General features: G+C 69.1%; 16 protein-coding genes. 9 read left to right on the top strand and 7 right to left on the bottom strand.

Annotated features, from left to right (window positions below):
• Nucleotides 1-14: 14 nt before the first annotated feature.
• From H4W30_RS20990 to H4W30_RS20980, 3 genes are all read right to left on the bottom strand, one after another.
• Complete coding sequence (locus H4W30_RS20990; protein WP_192744423.1) at nt 15-950, bottom strand: ParA family protein; 936 nt, start codon at nt 948-950, stop codon at nt 15-17.
• A gap of 67 nt (nt 951-1,017) precedes the next feature.
• Nucleotides 1,018-1,803, bottom strand: a complete 786-nt coding sequence (locus H4W30_RS20985; protein WP_192744422.1) for a thioesterase family protein — start codon at nt 1,801-1,803, stop codon at nt 1,018-1,020.
• A gap of 149 nt (nt 1,804-1,952) precedes the next feature.
• Nucleotides 1,953-2,846 (bottom strand): RecB family exonuclease, encoded by an 894-nt coding sequence (locus tag H4W30_RS20980; protein WP_192744421.1) that lies wholly within the window; start codon nt 2,844-2,846, stop codon nt 1,953-1,955.
• Between the two features lie 128 nt (nt 2,847-2,974).
• Here H4W30_RS20980 and H4W30_RS20975 point away from each other — a divergent pair, with 128 nt between their 5' ends.
• Together H4W30_RS20975 and H4W30_RS20970 are read left to right on the top strand one after the other, a co-directional pair.
• Nucleotides 2,975-4,126 (top strand): M50 family metallopeptidase, encoded by a 1,152-nt coding sequence (locus H4W30_RS20975; protein ID WP_192744420.1) that lies wholly within the window; start codon nt 2,975-2,977, stop codon nt 4,124-4,126.
• A gap of 60 nt (nt 4,127-4,186) precedes the next feature.
• Nucleotides 4,187-5,011, top strand: coding sequence for a tRNA (adenine-N1)-methyltransferase (locus H4W30_RS20970; protein ID WP_192744419.1), 825 nt, complete (start codon nt 4,187-4,189; stop codon nt 5,009-5,011).
• Between the two features lie 289 nt (nt 5,012-5,300).
• On the opposite strand, the gene H4W30_RS20965 is transcribed toward H4W30_RS20970, so the two are convergent.
• Together H4W30_RS20965 and H4W30_RS20960 are read right to left on the bottom strand one after the other, a co-directional pair.
• Nucleotides 5,301-5,756, bottom strand: a complete 456-nt coding sequence (locus H4W30_RS20965; RefSeq protein ID WP_192744418.1) for a hypothetical protein — start codon at nt 5,754-5,756, stop codon at nt 5,301-5,303.
• Nucleotides 5,757-5,763: 7 nt separating this feature from the next.
• Nucleotides 5,764-6,585: a flagellar basal body-associated FliL family protein gene (locus H4W30_RS20960; RefSeq protein WP_192744417.1), complete on the bottom strand. Its 822-nt coding sequence runs from the start codon at nt 6,583-6,585 to the stop codon at nt 5,764-5,766.
• A gap of 362 nt (nt 6,586-6,947) precedes the next feature.
• Here H4W30_RS20960 and arc point away from each other — a divergent pair, with 362 nt between their 5' ends.
• On the top strand, nt 6,948-8,750 hold the full coding sequence (gene arc, locus H4W30_RS20955) for a proteasome ATPase (RefSeq protein WP_126732003.1): 1,803 nt from the start codon (nt 6,948-6,950) through the stop codon (nt 8,748-8,750).
• Nucleotides 8,751-8,804: 54 nt separating this feature from the next.
• On the opposite strand, the gene H4W30_RS20950 is transcribed toward arc, so the two are convergent.
• A complete protein-coding gene (locus H4W30_RS20950) occupies nt 8,805-9,716 on the bottom strand; it encodes a DMT family transporter (protein WP_192744416.1) in 912 nt (303 codons plus the stop codon).
• Between the two features lie 143 nt (nt 9,717-9,859).
• Here H4W30_RS20950 and H4W30_RS20945 point away from each other — a divergent pair, with 143 nt between their 5' ends.
• Genes H4W30_RS20945 through H4W30_RS20935 form a run of 3 tightly spaced genes read left to right on the top strand, consistent with a single transcriptional unit; the run spans nt 9,860 to nt 11,814 of the window.
• Nucleotides 9,860-10,204: a hypothetical protein gene (locus H4W30_RS20945; protein WP_125678154.1), complete on the top strand. Its 345-nt coding sequence runs from the start codon at nt 9,860-9,862 to the stop codon at nt 10,202-10,204.
• Nucleotides 10,201-11,154 carry an aldo/keto reductase gene (locus H4W30_RS20940; protein WP_192744415.1) on the top strand — a complete coding sequence of 318 codons (954 nt, stop codon included), beginning with the start codon at nt 10,201-10,203 and terminating at the stop codon, nt 11,152-11,154. Before H4W30_RS20945 ends, H4W30_RS20940 begins: the two co-directional genes overlap by 4 nt.
• Before the next feature lie 54 nt (nt 11,155-11,208).
• Nucleotides 11,209-11,814 carry a hypothetical protein gene (locus tag H4W30_RS20935; protein WP_192744414.1) on the top strand — a complete coding sequence of 202 codons (606 nt, stop codon included), beginning with the start codon at nt 11,209-11,211 and terminating at the stop codon, nt 11,812-11,814.
• On the opposite strand, the gene H4W30_RS20930 is transcribed toward H4W30_RS20935, so the two are convergent.
• Nucleotides 11,811-12,329 carry an NUDIX hydrolase gene (locus H4W30_RS20930; protein WP_126731996.1) on the bottom strand — a complete coding sequence of 173 codons (519 nt, stop codon included), beginning with the start codon at nt 12,327-12,329 and terminating at the stop codon, nt 11,811-11,813. The two genes, H4W30_RS20935 and H4W30_RS20930, sit on opposite strands and share 4 nt — an antisense overlap.
• A gap of 43 nt (nt 12,330-12,372) precedes the next feature.
• On the opposite strand from H4W30_RS20930, the gene dop reads away from it, so the two are divergent.
• The 3 genes from dop to prcB all read left to right on the top strand — a co-directional run bounded on the left by dop (nt 12,373) and on the right by prcB (nt 15,081).
• Nucleotides 12,373-13,875 (top strand): depupylase/deamidase Dop, encoded by a 1,503-nt coding sequence (dop, locus tag H4W30_RS20925; protein WP_126731994.1) that lies wholly within the window; start codon nt 12,373-12,375, stop codon nt 13,873-13,875.
• Nucleotides 13,876-13,972: 97 nt separating this feature from the next.
• A complete protein-coding gene (locus tag H4W30_RS20920; RefSeq protein WP_037319666.1) occupies nt 13,973-14,167 on the top strand; it encodes a ubiquitin-like protein Pup in 195 nt (64 codons plus the stop codon).
• A gap of 77 nt (nt 14,168-14,244) precedes the next feature.
• Entirely contained in the window at nt 14,245-15,081 is an 837-nt protein-coding gene (prcB, locus tag H4W30_RS20915) for a proteasome subunit beta (protein WP_125678144.1), read from the top strand.
• The last annotated feature ends 44 nt before the right edge of the window (nt 15,082-15,125 follow it).

The raw sequence follows: 15,125 nt of genomic DNA, 5'->3' as shown, positions 1-15,125 counted from the left end.
TTCACGCGCGGAAGCTATCGGGGCCGGTTGGGTTTCTTGGGCATGAGGTCGTAGAGCTTCTTGCGCGTCCCGTTGTCCTTCGCGCTGCGGGTCACCGACACCTCGGTGATGAAGTCCTCGAAGACGAACTCCTCGTCGGCGGGCACGATCGCCGCGGCCGGATGGTTCTGCAGGTAGCCGTCCAGCGTCTCCGCGATCTCCCGGAACGACAGCGCCTGCAGGGTTTCCGGCGCGTAGGTCGTCACCGGCACGCCGTGCGCGGCGGCCTCGTTCATCACGACGCCGAGCGGGACGTGCGACAGCATCGGGATCCCGAACGCGTACAACTCCTGCAAAGCCGCGGCCGCGTAGTGCGAGATCGGGCGGCGGTACAGACCGGGCACGAGACCGTAGTAGGCGATCGGCGGACGGCCGACGGTCTGTTCGACGTAACGCACCTGGTCCGAAAGCAGGCGCAGGGCACGGATACTCGTCCGGTCCGGCTGCACCGGCACGAGGATCCCGTGTGAGGCGGCGAGCGCGTTGTTGGTCAGGACGTCGAGCGCGGGCGGGCAGTCGATGATGATGTGGTCGTAGTTGGCGAACTGGATGACCCTGGCCAGCTGCCAGCCCGGTACCCGGAACTGGTCCAGCCGCCGGATCAGGTCGAACATGCCCGGCGAGGTCGGGATGACGTCGAACGCGCCGCCCCGGCCGAGGTTGCTGCGCGGATGCCGCACGGCGAGTTCCTCGATCGGCCCCTTCCACACCTTGGTCAGGGCTTTCGCGAGGCTGGGCATGTCGTGCGCCACCTCGTCCAGCCCGAGGAGTTCGGTGGTCGCGTGGCCCTGTGGGTCGAGGTCGATCAGCAGCACCCGGCGGCCGCGTTCGGCCAGTGCGGCCGCCGCGCCCACGCTGAGTGAGGTCTTGCCGACCCCGCCTTTCTGGTTGACCACCGAGGTGATCTGCATGCCGAAGCGCTCCCTGTGTCTGTTGTTCCGGGAAGGCTATTGGAAACCCGCCGAGAAAGCGCGTCTATCAGCCCGCCTGTCGTGGCCGCACCAGGAGGGCCTGTGCTCCGGAGGCGATCGGGCCCGAGGCGTCGTGCAGCGTGGTGGTCGCCGTCCCGATGCCGTTCGGGCCGACCAGGGTGGCCGCGTCGACGCCGATCCAGTCGCCCAGCGGCGGGCGGCGGAGGTGCACCGTCAGCTCCGAGTTGATGAACCACCAGTCCCGCGGGTCCAGGAAGTTCGAGATCCCGTTTCCGGAGTCCGCGAGAACGAACAGCCGCTGCAGCGGGCTCGGCTTCTCCCCGTCGACGAGGGCGACGCGCTGGCGGCCCCAGACGGTCGCCGGTCCCGCCGCGTCCAGCGCGCCCTTGACGCGCCGCCACTCGACGGCGTCGAGGTAGCCGCCGTGCCAGCCCTCCGGCCAAGAGGACGTCGGCAACCCGTCGGGCGAAGGCAGCACCGGACCTTCCGCGGTGGCGACCGCCGTGGTGTCCGAGGTCGCGATGCGCCAGGCCGACGCACGGGCGACGACCCGCTCGCCGTGGGCGAGCTCCGCCACCAGCCACTCGACCGACCGGCCCGGCCGCTCCACCCACGCCCGCACCGAAAGCTCCTTCAGCGGCGCGGGCCCGAGGATCTCGACCGTCACCCTCGCCAGCTGACTTGCGTGCGGCGCCTCGACCTCTTCGAGTGCTCGCACCAGCAACGCCGATGGCGGCCCGAAGTGCTGCGCATCGGGGGTCCAAGGGCCGGCGGTGTGCGGGGTCGGGAGGTAGACGCCGTCACCCGACGGCACGTAGAAGGCTTCTGTCACAAGGGCACTCTAGGCCGTGTCCGGTGAGTCCGGGCGCGGCCGCCATTCACGAGGCATGCGCGGAGTCCGGCATCCCGGTGTCCTGGAGGGCACCCGGACTTTGCCCCAGGAACGAAAGAACCGTGGTCTGCGGGCCCTGACGGCACGGCCTAGTCCGCACGGTCCAATACGGACTCTTCCCCGGGATCAGGCTCCGGCCAGCCGGGATACGGCGGAGGAGTGCCGCCGTACTGCGGGCAGAGCGCCTGGTGATCGCACCACGCGCAGAGTTTGCTCGGATTGGGGCGGAAATCGCCGGTCTTGCCCGCTTTGAGGATCGCCTGCCAGATCGCCTCCAGCGTGCGCTCGAAGCGGATCAGCTCGCCCTCGTCCGGCGTGTAGGCCAGGGATTGCCCGTCGGTGAGGTACATCAGTTTCAGCTGACGCGGCACGACGCCGCGAAGCCGCCACAGGACCACGGCGTAGAACTTCATCTGGAACATCGCCTTGGCCTCGCCGATCTCGCGGGGCGCGGCGCCGGTCTTGTAGTCGACGACCCGGATCTCGCCGGTCGGCGCGACGTCCAGCCTGTCGACGTAGCCCCGGAGCAACACCCCGGAGCCGAGCTCGATCTCGACGTGCAGCTCGCACGCCTCCGGCTCCAGACGACGCGGATCTTCCAGGCCGAAGTAGGTGTCGACGAGCTGCTCGGCCGACGAGAGCCACGAGGTGACGGCTTCGGGGTCGTCCTGGTCGAACAGCTCGATCCATTCCGGACGTTCCGTGGACAGGTCCTCCCACGCCGGCGCGAGCAGCTCCTTGGCCTGCGGCGGGGTGCGATCGGCCTGGGGAAGGGAGAACAGGCGCTCCAGCACGGAATGCACCAGCGTGCCGCGCAGCTGGGCCTTCGTCGGGATCTCGGGCAGTCTGTCGACCGCGCGGAAGCGGTAGAGCAGCGGGCACTGCTTGAAGTCGCTGGCACGCGACGGGGACAGGGCCGGCCGACGGCGCGGGACTTCGGCGCCGGGCGGCGGATCGGCGGTGACCGTGTCGGTGTCGGGCATGGGGTGAGCGTATCGCCGGGTACCGACAGTTCCGGGACCGCGACGCACCGGAGTGGCATGACCGACACCACCCGGACGGGAAGGGCGGGTTACGGGTAGCCCACATCCGGGCATCTACGCTCTGACACATGGCGGTGACGGGTGAGCAGGGCCCGCCTCGACGAGGCGTGGCACCGGAGGGTGGGCTCCTGCTGTTCCGGGTCTCCGGGATCCCCGTGCTGCTGGCCCCTTCGTGGTGGATCGGCTCCCTGATCATCGTGGTGCTTTACACGCCACTGGTCGGCCGGATCCTGCCCGGCGCGACGACGCTGACCTCCTGGCTCCTGGCGGCCGCGTTCGCGGTCCTTCTCGGCCTCTCGGTGCTCGCGCACGAACTCGGGCACTGCCTGGTCGCGCTGCGGCTCGGCATCCCGGTCCGGCGCCTGCGGCTGTTCCTGCTCGGTGGTCTCTCCGAGGTCGCCAGGACCCCCCGCGAGCCGAGACAGGAAGGGCTCGTCGCCGCCGCGGGACCGATCGTTTCCCTGCTGCTCGGCGGTTTCTGCGGTCTGCTCATGTTCGCCGTTCCCTCGGAAAGCGCGGCGTGGCTGCTGATCGCCGAATGCGCCGTCGCGAACTTCGCCGTCGGGATCTTCAACCTCCTTCCCGGCCTTCCGCTCGACGGCGGCCGCCTGGTCCGCGCCGGGGTCTGGGCGGCGACCGGCCGCCGTGAGAAGGGCACGCGGGCGGCGGTCGTCGGTGGCGGGATCGTCGCCGCCGGACTGGTCGTCTGGGCGCTGTGGGGCTTGGCGGCGGGCAGTGAGGACCGCTGGCTCCGGCTCGGCGTCTGCGTCGTGACGGCGTGGTTCGTGGTCCTCGGCGCCCGAAGCGAACTCGCCGCCGAAACCCGCCGGGGATGGCCGGAAGGCGTGCGGCTGAGCGAACTCGTCCGTCCCGTCCTCCAGTTGCCCGCGGAAAGCCCCGTCTCGGACGCGCTGGCCGCTTCGGCGGGCCGCGGGGTGGTCCTGGTGCGTGCCGACGGCGTCGCGGCGGGCCTGCTCGACGAGACAGCCGCCGCGCAGCTCGCCGGGACGTCGCCGCACGCGCCCGCGGAGATGGCCGCCGAGCCGATCCGCGCCGACACCGTGCTGCTTTCGTCGGAGTCGGGGGAGGAGATCGCCGAGCGGGTCCGGGAAACGGCCGCTTGGCAGTTCCTCGTGGTGGACGACGAGGGCAGGCCCGCGGGGGTGCTCAGGCGCGAAGACCTGCGCGCCGCGATGACCCGGAGCCGACCCCCGGCGTAGCGCGGTACGGCCACCTGCGAGGATCGGTCGTCGATCTGTGTTCGCGCGTATGGAGGTTCAGTGTCGGTCCGAGGGCCGTTTCGTGTTGGTGACCGGGTTCAGCTGACCGACTCCAAGGGGCGGCACTACACCATGGTCCTCGCCGAGGGACAGCAGTATCACACCCATCGGGGCGCGCTGGCGCACGACGACGTGATCGGCGCGCAGGAGGGTTCGGTCGTCACTTCGGCGGGAGGCAGCCACTATCTGGCGCTTCGCCCGCTGCTGCCGGACTACGTGCTGTCGATGCCGCGTGGCGCGCAGGTGATCTACCCGAAGGACGCCGCGCAGATCGTGATGTGGGGCGACATCTTCCCGGGCGCGCGGGTACTCGAAGCGGGCGCCGGCTCCGGCGCGCTGACGTGTTCGCTGCTGCGGGCGGTCGGTTCGGAAGGGACCGTGCAGTCCTACGAGATCCGCGACGACCACGCCGAACACGCCGAACGGAACGTCGAGAAGTTCTTCGGGCGCAAGCCGGACAACTGGTCGCTGACGGTCGCGGACCTGTCGACGCACACCGGCGAAGTGGACCGCGTCGTCCTCGACATGCTGGCGCCTTGGGACCAGCTGGAGACGGTCGCCGCGCATCTGGTGCCGGGCGGCGTGCTCACGGTTTATGTGGCGACCGTCACACAGCTTTCCCGGATCACGGAAGCCCTGCGGGACCAGCAGTGCTGGACCGAGCCGGAATCGTGGGAGACGCTCATGCGGCCTTGGCACGTCGTGAGCCTCGCGGTGCGGCCGGACCACCGGATGGTCGCGCACACCGCGTTCCTGCTGACGGCGCGCCGTCTGGCGGACGGCACCGTCTCGCCGCGGGTGCACCGCCGCTCGGGCAAGGGCTGATCGGTACCGCCGGTCTTGAGTGGCGTTTTCGGGCTCGAGCCGAGGGTGGCTTGGGTTCCTGCTGGCCCGCGGGTTCTGGCGGGTGGTGTCGCGAAAGCCACTTTCGGGACATCAGACGTCTCGAAAGTGGCTTTCGAGACATGATCGAAGGGGCGGTGCCGGACAGCCATGCCCGACGTTGTGAAAGCCACTTTCGCAACCCTCAACGTTGCGAAAGTGGCTTTCACAACGCCCGGCCAGGCCAGCCCTCAGCAGGAACCCGAGAGACCCTTGGCTCCACCCCGAAACGTCAGGGCACGCACCACTTTCCGCCCTGCTTCCTGAGCGGGAACGGAGTGTCCTTCTGACCGCCGACCCCTTCGACGTGGACGGTCACGGTGGCGGAATCGCCGCTGACCACCGGCGGATCGGGGACGGTCGCGGTCACCTTGCCCGCCGCCGCCCATTTCCGGCCGAGCTCGGCCAGATCGGCCGACGACTGCTGGGTGCAGGTGAGTTTCCCGAACGCCGTCGCGTCGTGGTTGACGATGGCCGCCGCGATCGCCTTGCCGACCACCTCGACCGCCGCCACGTCCGGATCCACCGGAACCGGACGGGACGAAGCCGGCGGTGGCGAGGGCGCGCCGGTGCTCGACGCGGCCGGGTCGGAGCCGGAGGGGGCCACCAGCAGCAGCCCCACCACGACCCCGGCCACGACCGCGCCACAAACCACCGCCACGGCGGTCAGCTTGTGGCTCACCGTCACGGACAGGTCACTTCTTGTCGGCCTTGATGTCCTTGAGGCACCACAGGTTCGATTCCTTGGCCGCCGTGATCGTGCCTTCCGCCATCTTGGTGCCCTGGGTGGCGCGGTAACGGCCGGTCGCCCGGTCGCCGCTTTCCTTGGCGGGCTCGGTGATCTCGAGCTTGATGGGGTCGAGCGGCTTGCCCTCGTCCTTGGTGTTCTCGCTGCGGCAGATCAGATCGAGGAACGTCCTCTTGTCGCCCGCGCTGTACGAGGTCGCGGCGCTTTCGAAGACTTCCTGCGGGGTGGCCTTGCCGCCGGGTGCCGGACCTGAGCTCTTGGTCGACGAAGTGCTCGGCGAGCTGGACCTGGTCCGGGTCGAGCTCGGCTTCTGCGACGACGAGGACGGTGCCTCCGACGGGGCCGCGCTGCTGGTGGGCGGCGCGGCGGTCTGGTTGTCGTCGCCCGAGTTCAGCGCGATGACCAGCGCGGTGACACCGCCACCCACCAGCAGTACCGCGCCGATCGCGATGCCGACGATCAGGCCCGTCTTCTTTTTCTTGGGTGGCTCTCCGCCGCCGTAACCGCCTTCCTGCGGGTAAGCGTTGAAGCCGCCCTGCTGCCCGTACGGGTCCGGCTGGCCGAACTGCTGCGTGCCGCCGGGGTATCCCTGCTGCGGCTGAGGACCGCTCTGCGGGTAGCCGCCTTGTTGCTGGCCGTACGGGTCCTGTCCGTACTGGCCGCCACCGGGGTATCCCTGTTGCGGCTGGGGGCCGCTCTGCGGGTACCCGCCCTGCTGGCCGTACGGATCTTGTCCGTAGCCGCCGGGCTGCTGCGGCGGGTAAGTCATGGCTGGTGCCCCCTAGCTGTTCTGCGAAAATGCTCAACATGACCTGCGGGTCCGCCTCCCCGGCGAACGTCGCCCGATGCTAGCCATCGAGCCGGATCGCCGCTCGATTAGGGCCGAACTGATACCGGAATCCCGTTTGCACCCGGACGGAGCCGGGTATTCCGCCGCAGGTCAGGCCAGGTGGACGGATTGTGACCATGAGTGCGCCGGACCCGGCACCGGGATGGCCTCTTGCGCGGCGGGAACGTACGTGCTGGCGGGCCCTCCGGAACGCGACGCGCCGATCTTGTGATGCGGAAAGGCCTTTTATTGTCGGTGATCGCCGGTACCGTGGAATGAAAAGCACTCCGAGGAGGTGCCCGATGCATCATGACCTTCCCGGAGGTCGGCGCGAGGAGGCCGACCCTTCAGAAACGACCGGAGCTGGAACCACGTCCGACGAGCAGGCACGTCAAATCCGCTTCCTCGAGGAGGAAGTCGCACTGCTGCGCCGGAAGCTCACCGATTCCCCACGTCAGAACCGAGTGCTGGAGCAGCGACTCGCCGAGGCGTCGGAACGAGTGAGCCAACTCACGGAACGCAACACGAAACTGGTCGAGACGCTCCGCGAGGCGCGTGGCCAGTTGCTCGCGTTGCGAGAGGAGGTCGACAGGCTGGCCCAGCCTCCGAGCGGTTACGGCGTGTTCGTGACCGCGTACGAGGACAACACGGTGGACGTGTTCACCGCGGGCCGCAAGATGCGGGTTTCGGTCTCACCCGCGGTCGAGGTCTCGTCGCTTCAGCGCGGACAGGCGTTGCGGCTCAACGAGGCGCTCACCGTCGTCGAAGGCGGTGACTTCGAGCGGATCGGCGAGGTCTGCGCGTTGCGCGAGGTGCTGGCCCCGGACGTCGAGGGCGGCAGCCCCCGTGCGCTCGTGGTCGGGCACGCGGACGAGGAGCGGGTCGTCCTGCTCTCCGATCCGCTGGCCGAACAGCCCCTCAAGCCGGGCGATTCCCTGCTGGTGGACTCGAAAGCCGGTTACGCCTACGAGCGCGTGCCGAAGGCGGAGGTCGAGGATCTCGTGCTGGAGGAGGTGCCCGACGTCCGCTACGAGGACATCGGTGGCCTCACCCGGCAGATCGAGCAGATCCGCGACGCCGTCGAGCTTCCGTTCCTGCACGCTGATCTCTACCAGGAGTACCAGCTGCGCCCGCCGAAGGGCGTGCTGCTCTACGGGCCTCCTGGCTGCGGTAAGACCCTCATCGCCAAGGCGGTGGCCAACTCGCTCGCCAAGAAGGTCGCGGAAGCCCGCGGCGACGCGGCGGACGGGAAGTCCTACTTCCTGAACATCAAGGGTCCGGAACTGCTGAACAAGTTCGTCGGGGAGACCGAGCGGCACATCCGCCTGATCTTCCAGCGAGCCAGGGAAAAGGCCTCCGAAGGCACCCCGGTGATCGTGTTCTTCGACGAGATGGACTCGATCTTCCGCACCCGCGGTTCGGGCGTGTCCTCCGACGTGGAGACCACGATCGTCCCGCAGCTGCTTTCGGAGATCGACGGTGTGGAAGGGCTGGAGAACGTCATCGTCATCGGCGCCTCCAACCGCGAGGACATGATCGACCCGGCGATCCTGCGGCCGGGCCGGCTCGACGTCAAGATCAAGATCGAGCGTCCGGACGCCGAAGGCGCGAAGGACATCTTCTCCAAGTACCTGTCCGACGGCCTGCCGATCCACGCGGACGACCTCGCCGAGTTCGGTGGGGACGTGCGCGCGACCTTCGACGCGATGATCCAGCACACGGTCGAGCGGATGTACGAGGAGACGGACGAGAACCGGTTCCTCGAGGTCACCTACGCCAACGGTGACAAGGAGGTCCTGTACTTCCGTGACTTCAACTCGGGCGCGATGATCCAGAACATCGTGGACCGGGCGAAGAAGTCGGCCATCAAGTCGGTGCTGGAGACCAAGCAGCCCGGCCTGCGCGTGCAGCATCTGCTGGACGCGATCGTCGACGAGTTCGCGGAGAACGAGGACCTGCCCAACACCACCAACCCGGACGACTGGGCCCGGATCTCCGGCAAGAAGGGCGAGCGGATCGTCTACATCCGCACGCTCGTCACCGGCAAGAACCAGGATTCGGGGCGGGCGATAGACACCGCCACGAACACCGGTCAGTACCTGTAGCGCGAACCGAAGGGGCCCTTCACCGCATGCGTCGCGGTGAAGGGCCCCTTCGTGTCACACGGGTACGGGTTCCCCGACCTTCTTGCGCGGGCTCAGCCGCCCGTGTGCGGCCAGGATTCCCAGGACGACGAGCAACGCGCCGACGGGCTGGTTCCACGCCAGGGGTTCGTCGAGTACGAGAACGCCGAGCAGCACACCCACGACGGGTGTGAGGTAGGTCACGGCCGACGCGTTGGACGCGCCCCACGCCGCGATGATCGAGGCGTTCCACGCGTAGGCGAGGCCGGTGCCCAGCGCGCCGAGCGCGATCATGCTGAGGACGATCGGCGTGTCGAGGCGAACCGGCGTCGTCGCGATGAACGGCGCGAGCACCAGCATCACGACGGCACCGCAGCAGACCTGCCCGAGCGCGATGGTCGGCGCGTCGAGGTTCCGCCAGGAAATGAACCGTCGCACGTAGACGAACGAGATGCCGTAGCAGGTCGTCGCGCCCAGGCAGGCCAGCTGTGCGGTCAGTTCGTGGGAGACGTCGATCCCTTGCCAGACACCGACGATGGTGAGCACGCCGAGGAAGCCGAGGACCAGGCCGGTCGTCCTGGCCTTGGTGAAGCGTTCGGACGGCAGGGCCGCGGCGGCGATGAGCATGGTGATCAGCGGCGTCGTCGCGTTGAAGATGCTGGCGAGCCCGGAGGAGATGTACTGCTCGGCCCAGGAGAACAGCAGGAACGGGATCACGCACAGCAGTACGGAAACGACGGCGAGATGACCCCAGAGCGCCGGATCGCGGGGGAGCGGCTTACGGCGCCACGCGGCGATGGCGATCAGTGCCAGTGCGCCGAGGCAGACGCGGGAGAGCGCCACCTGGGCGGGCGAGAGGCCGGTGAGGCCGACCTTGATGAACAGAAAACTCGCACCCCAGACGACCGCGAGCGCCGCGAACCGGATCGCGATACCGAAACGTCCCAATTGTTCTTCTCCTGAATCCTCAAGTCGGAACCCAGTGAAACCCGTAATCCTTCGGCGTTCCAGCGGTTTTCGGACGATGTGTCCGACGACTCGCGGGTGGCGGTCACCCGAATCGTCTGTATAACGGCCTATACTTCAGCGCTGTGAGCGAATCTTCCGGGCGCCCGCGCGCGCCGATCACCGAAGCCGATGTCCTGGCATGGCTGGAAACGACGGCGGCCGCCGTACGCGCGGGGGAGGTGAGCGCCCCCGAGCTCATCGAGATCCTGGGGGAGTTGCGCCGCGCCTCCGCGGCCTGCGCCGACGCGTCGGACTGGGCTCTGCTCGCCGCCAGGGAAGAGGGAGCCAGCCTCCGTCAGATCGCGCCCGTCTTCGGCAAGGGTTACGTTCGGGCTCCGGCGGCGCGCCTCGAAAAGCTCCATCGGCAGGCGCAGAACTCGAGCCAGTGGCTCGCGATCCTCCGCCACAAGAACGAAGGAGCCCGGTGACAGACTCGGAAATCACCGTCGGCGACCGGATCGCCGTCGGGCTGGCGGCGCTCGGCAGGCCCGCGTACATCAACCTCGGCCGGGTCGGCGCGCTGCCGCCCGGACGCGACTTCGAGGCGATGCGCGCGGCGACCTACGACGTGCTGGACGACGCGTACCGCGCGGGCGTCCGCTGGATCGACGTCGCCCGTTCGTATGGTTCTTCGGAGGAGTTCCTCGCCGGCTGGCTCGCCGGGCGCGGCCACGCGGACGTCACCGTGTCGAGCAAATGGGGCTACCGCTACGTGGGGGAGTGGAAGCTCGACGCGGAAGTGCACGAGGTCAAGGAGCACACCGCGGCCCGGTTCGCCGACCAGTGGACCGAATCCGTTGGCCTGCTGGGGAAGGCGATCTCGCTCTACCAGGTCCATTCGCTCACTGTGGACAGTCCACTGTTCACCGACGACCGGCTGATCGGCGCGCTCGCGGAACTCGCCGCGGACGGCGTGCCGGTGGGGTTCTCGACGTCCGGGCCGTCGCAGGCCGACGCGGTCCGCCGGGCGTTCGAACTGGAGGTGTCTGGGACGCCGGTCTTCAGCGCCGTGCAATCGACGTGGAACCTGCTCGAACCCTCCGTCGGCCCGGCGCTCGCGGAAGCGCACGCCGCCGGGAAACGGGTACTGGTCAAGGAAACCGTCGCGAACGGACGCCTGGTGGTCGAGCCGCCGGTGCCGCTCGCGCGGATCGCGCGGGAGCACGGAGCGGGTCCGGACGCGGTGGCCGTCGCGGCTGTGCTGACACAGGACTGGCGCCCGATCGCGGTCATCGGCCCGTCGAGCACCGCGCAGCTCGCGGAGAATCTCGTTGCCGCGAAGGTGGAACTCGCCGAGGAGGAACTGGCGGAGCTGGCCGCGCTCGCGGAGGAACCGGTCGCCTACTGGCGGCACCGATCCTGCCTCGGCTGGCATTGAGGGGCTGGACTAGTCTCGCGGCAAACGTCAGGCGGAAGCCGGGAGGGCTCGAGGGTGCGTCATCGGCAGGTGCTCGCGGTGGCGACGGTCGCGCTGTTCGGGTTGTCGGGCTGTGCGGACCGTCCGAACGATCTCGACACCTACTACGACGATCCGACGCCGACACCCGCGGCCGAGCCGTCACAGCCTTCGGTCAAGCCACAGGCCAACCCGGTGCCCCCATCGTCCACCCGCGCTCCCGTCCCCGCGGCCGTTTCCGCCGCGCTGCTGACCGACGAGGACGTCGCCGAGGAAGAGGTTGTCCCCGGTGAGGGCAAGGTGTCCGGCTGTCTGACCGGGCTCACCCGGGGCACGAGCCGCTCGGCCACGTGGTCGTACGCCAGCGGTTCGACGCTGGAACATCAGGTCACCGAGTACACCGACCGTGCCGCCTCGGACGTCGTCGCCCGGGCGGACTGCGACGGCAAGAAGCTCACTCTCGCGAAGCAAACCGGCGTCGAGGTCCAGCGCGCCTGGTGCGACGGCACGACGTGCACGGTGTTGCTCGCCAAGGGGAAGCTCGTCTCCGCTCTCAGCGTGACGGCCGGAACCGAGGCGAGGGCGACGGAAGCGGCGAGGCGGCTGCTGCCGATCGTCACGCAGCGCCTCCGTTCGGCCTAGCGGGCGTTCTCCCGCCGGAACCACTCCAGCGCACCGAGACGGCCGTCCGGCACGAACGCGCTCGAAGGATCGTCGAGCCACGAACGCAACTCGTCGAGCGTCAGCCAGCGCCCTTCGACGACTTCGGAAGGCTGATGGACGAACGGGCCGTCCCAGCGTGCTTCGAACGCGAAGTTGTGGCAGCGGATCGTGCCTTCGTCGTAGACGTGGGTGAAAAGCGGCCGTAGTTCCACTCCGTGAACACCGAGTTCTTCGGCCAGCTCCCGGCGCGCGCACTCCTCGGGGGTCTCGCCCGCCGCGACGACGCCGCCCGCCCAGCAGTCCCATGTGGAGGGATAGACGTCTTTCGTGGGAGTGCGCAGGTGCACGTAGACGGAGTTCCCGTCACCCGAACGGACCAACACCACGCCCGCGGCGTGCCAAAGCCCTTCGGCGCGGACCCGGGATCGCGTGGCCGCGCCAACGGCGGTTCCGCCGAGGTCATAGAGCGCAACGAGTTCGTCACTGCCTGACATGGGGGGCATCGTCGCACGGCCCCGACCCCGTAGGGTGGTGGGTATGCGGCGGATCATGGGAACCGAAGTCGAGTACGGCATCGCGGTGCCGGGCGACGCGACGGCGAACCCGGTACTCACCTCGACCCAGGTCGTGCTCGCCTACGCGGCCGCGGCGGACGTCCCGCGGGCCAGGCGGGCGCGATGGGACTACGAGGTGGAATCGCCCCTGCGCGACGCGCGCGGGTTCGACCTGACCGGCCCGAGCGGCCCCGGGCACGACCCGGACGTCGAGGATCTCGGCGCGGCGAACGTCATCCTGACCAACGGGGCGCGGCTGTACGTCGACCACGCCCACCCCGAGTACTCGGCGCCCGAGGTGACGAACGCGCGCGACGCGGTCATCTGGGACAAGGCGGGCGAACGGGTCATGGAGGAGGCGGCGCGCAAGGCCGCCACCGTGCCCGGGCAGCCGCCGTTGCAGCTGTACAAGAACAACGTCGACGGCAAGGGCGCGAGCTACGGCACCCACGAGAACTACCTGATGCAGCGGTCGACCCCGTTCACCGCGGTGATCGCCGGGCTGACGCCGTTCTTCGTGTCCCGCCAGGTGATCACGGGCTCCGGCCGCGTCGGTGTCGGGCAGCAGAGCGAGGAAGCGGGTTTCCAGCTCTCGCAGCGTTCGGACTACATCGAGGTCGAGGTCGGCCTGGAGACCACGCTCAAACGCGGCATCATCAACACCCGCGACGAGCCGCACGCCGACGCGGACAAGTACCGCCGCCTGCACGTCATCATCGGCGACGCGAACCTGGCCGAGTACTCGACGTACCTCAAGGTCGGCACGACGGCGCTGGTGCTGGACCTGATCGAGGCGGGCGTCCGGTTCGACGACCTGAAACTCGACGAGCCGGTCCGGGCCGTGCACCAGATCAGCCACGACCCGACGCTGAAGGCGAAGGTGTCGCTGGCCAACGGGCGCAAGTACACCGGGCTGGACCTCCAGTTCGCCTACCACGAGATCGCGTCGGCGAACCTGGAGCGCACCGGCGCGGACGAGGCCTCCAAGGAGGTCCTGCGGGTCTGGGGCGAGATCCTGGACGCGCTGGCGCGGGACCCTCAGGAATGCGCGGACAGGCTGGACTGGCCGGCGAAGCTGCGGTTGCTCGAGGGCTACCGCGCGCGGGACCAGCTGGCCTGGGGCGCGCCGCGGTTGCGGCTGGTCGACCTGCAGTACTCGGATGTCCGGCTGGACAAGGGCCTGTACAACAGGCTCGTCACCAGGGGTTCGATGAAGCGGCTGGTGACCGAGGAGGAGGTGCTGGAGGCGGTCACGACCCCGCCTTCGGACACCAGGGCCTATTTCCGGGGCCGCACGCTGGAGAAGTACGCCAACTCCATCGCCGCGGCGTCGTGGGATTCGGTCATCTTCGACGTCGGCCGGGAATCGCTGGTGCGGATCCCGACGTTGGAGCCGTTGCGGGGCACGAAGGCCCACGTGGGGAAGTTGCTGGACGACTCCGCGACCGCCGAGGAGCTGGTGGAGGCGCTCACCGGTTCGGACTAGCGGGATTTCCTTTCATCGGGGTTAAGCGATCACGGATCCCGCGGATTGTCGGGACCGCTGGGTAGGCTAGGAAACATCGGCCACACCGGGAGGCGAGATGGCTCAGGAAAAGATCGAAAAGCACGGCGGCGGCGACTCGGACGAAGAGTTCGAGGACGGCGGTCCGGCGGGTCAGGAACGGCGCGAGAAGCTCGGCGAAGACGTCGACACGATCCTCGACGAGATCGACGACGTGCTCGAGGAGAACGCCGAGGACTTCGTCCGCGCCTACGTGCAAAAGGGCGGCGAGTAACTCGTCTTCCGGCGGCCCCGGGCCGGGGCCGCCCGTGCGGAGCCGGCGGATCACACAGATTGGAACTTTGAGCACGTATGGAACACACCTCGGGTAAGTCGGCGCTGCCCGCCGCGTACTTCTCGTCGGCGACCTCGTCGTTCTCGGACTTCCTCCGGGCGCAGGCGCCCGAGCTGCTCCCGGAGCGGCGGGTCTCGGCCGGGGCGGGCGGGCTGGACGCCCCGCACGGGACGACGATCGTCGCGGTCAAGTTCGCGGGCGGGGTGCTGATCGCCGGTGACCGGCGGGCCACGTCGGGCAACCTGATCGCTTCGCGCGACATGGAGAAGGTCCACGTCACCGACGAGTACTCGGCCGTGGGCATCGCGGGCTCGGCCGGGCTGGCGATCGAGATGGTGCGGCTGTACGCGGTCGAACTGGCGCATTACGAGAAGATCGAGGGTGTTTCGCTCTCGCTCGACGGTAAGACGAACAAGCTCGCGGGGCTGGTGAAGTCCAACCTCGAGATGGCGATGGCGGGGCTGGCCGTGCTGCCGCTGTTCGTCGGGTACGACCTCGACGCCGAGGACGCGAAGCACGCGGGCCGGATCGTCTCGTACGACGCCACGGGCGGCCGCTACGAGGAGAACGCCGGCTACCACGCCATCGGCTCGGGTTCGCTGTTCGCGAAGGGCTCGCTGAAGAAGCTGTACGACCCGGACGCGGACGCCGAAGCCGCGATCCGGACGGCGGTGGAGGCGCTGTACGACGCGGCGGACGACGACACCGCGACCGGCGGGCCGGATCTGGTGCGCCGGATCTTCCCGACGATCGTGACCGTCACCGCGGAGCAGGGCGCGGTGGCGTTGCCGCTGGAGCAGACGACCGCGGTGGCCGAGGCCGTCGTGGCCGCACGAGCCGAGCGCGGGCGCTAGCCGTCCACCCCCGTCCCTTCCCGATGAGAGCCCGAAAGAGCGGA

Source organism: Amycolatopsis roodepoortensis (assembly GCF_014873915.1).
Taxonomy (GTDB): domain Bacteria; phylum Actinomycetota; class Actinomycetes; order Mycobacteriales; family Pseudonocardiaceae; genus Amycolatopsis; species Amycolatopsis roodepoortensis.
This window is presented reverse-complemented; position numbering and strand designations above follow the sequence as displayed.

Excerpts from the sequence above, each read along its gene's own strand:
- H4W30_RS20990 (WP_192744423.1), bottom strand. The coding sequence starts at position 950 with ATGCAGATCACCTCGGTGGTCAACCAGAAAGGCGGGGTCGGCAAGACC.
- H4W30_RS20980 (WP_192744421.1), bottom strand. The coding sequence starts at position 2,846 with ATGCCCGACACCGACACGGTCACCGCCGATCCGCCGCCCGGCGCCGAA.
- H4W30_RS20975 (WP_192744420.1), top strand. The coding sequence starts at position 2,975 with ATGGCGGTGACGGGTGAGCAGGGCCCGCCTCGACGAGGCGTGGCACCG.
- H4W30_RS20960 (WP_192744417.1), bottom strand. The coding sequence starts at position 6,585 with ATGACTTACCCGCCGCAGCAGCCCGGCGGCTACGGACAAGATCCGTAC.
- arc (WP_126732003.1), top strand. The coding sequence starts at position 6,948 with ATGCATCATGACCTTCCCGGAGGTCGGCGCGAGGAGGCCGACCCTTCA.
- H4W30_RS20930 (WP_126731996.1), bottom strand. The coding sequence starts at position 12,329 with ATGTCAGGCAGTGACGAACTCGTTGCGCTCTATGACCTCGGCGGAACC.
- dop (WP_126731994.1), top strand. The coding sequence starts at position 12,373 with ATGCGGCGGATCATGGGAACCGAAGTCGAGTACGGCATCGCGGTGCCG.
- H4W30_RS20920 (WP_037319666.1), top strand. The coding sequence starts at position 13,973 with ATGGCTCAGGAAAAGATCGAAAAGCACGGCGGCGGCGACTCGGACGAA.
- prcB (WP_125678144.1), top strand. The coding sequence starts at position 14,245 with ATGGAACACACCTCGGGTAAGTCGGCGCTGCCCGCCGCGTACTTCTCG.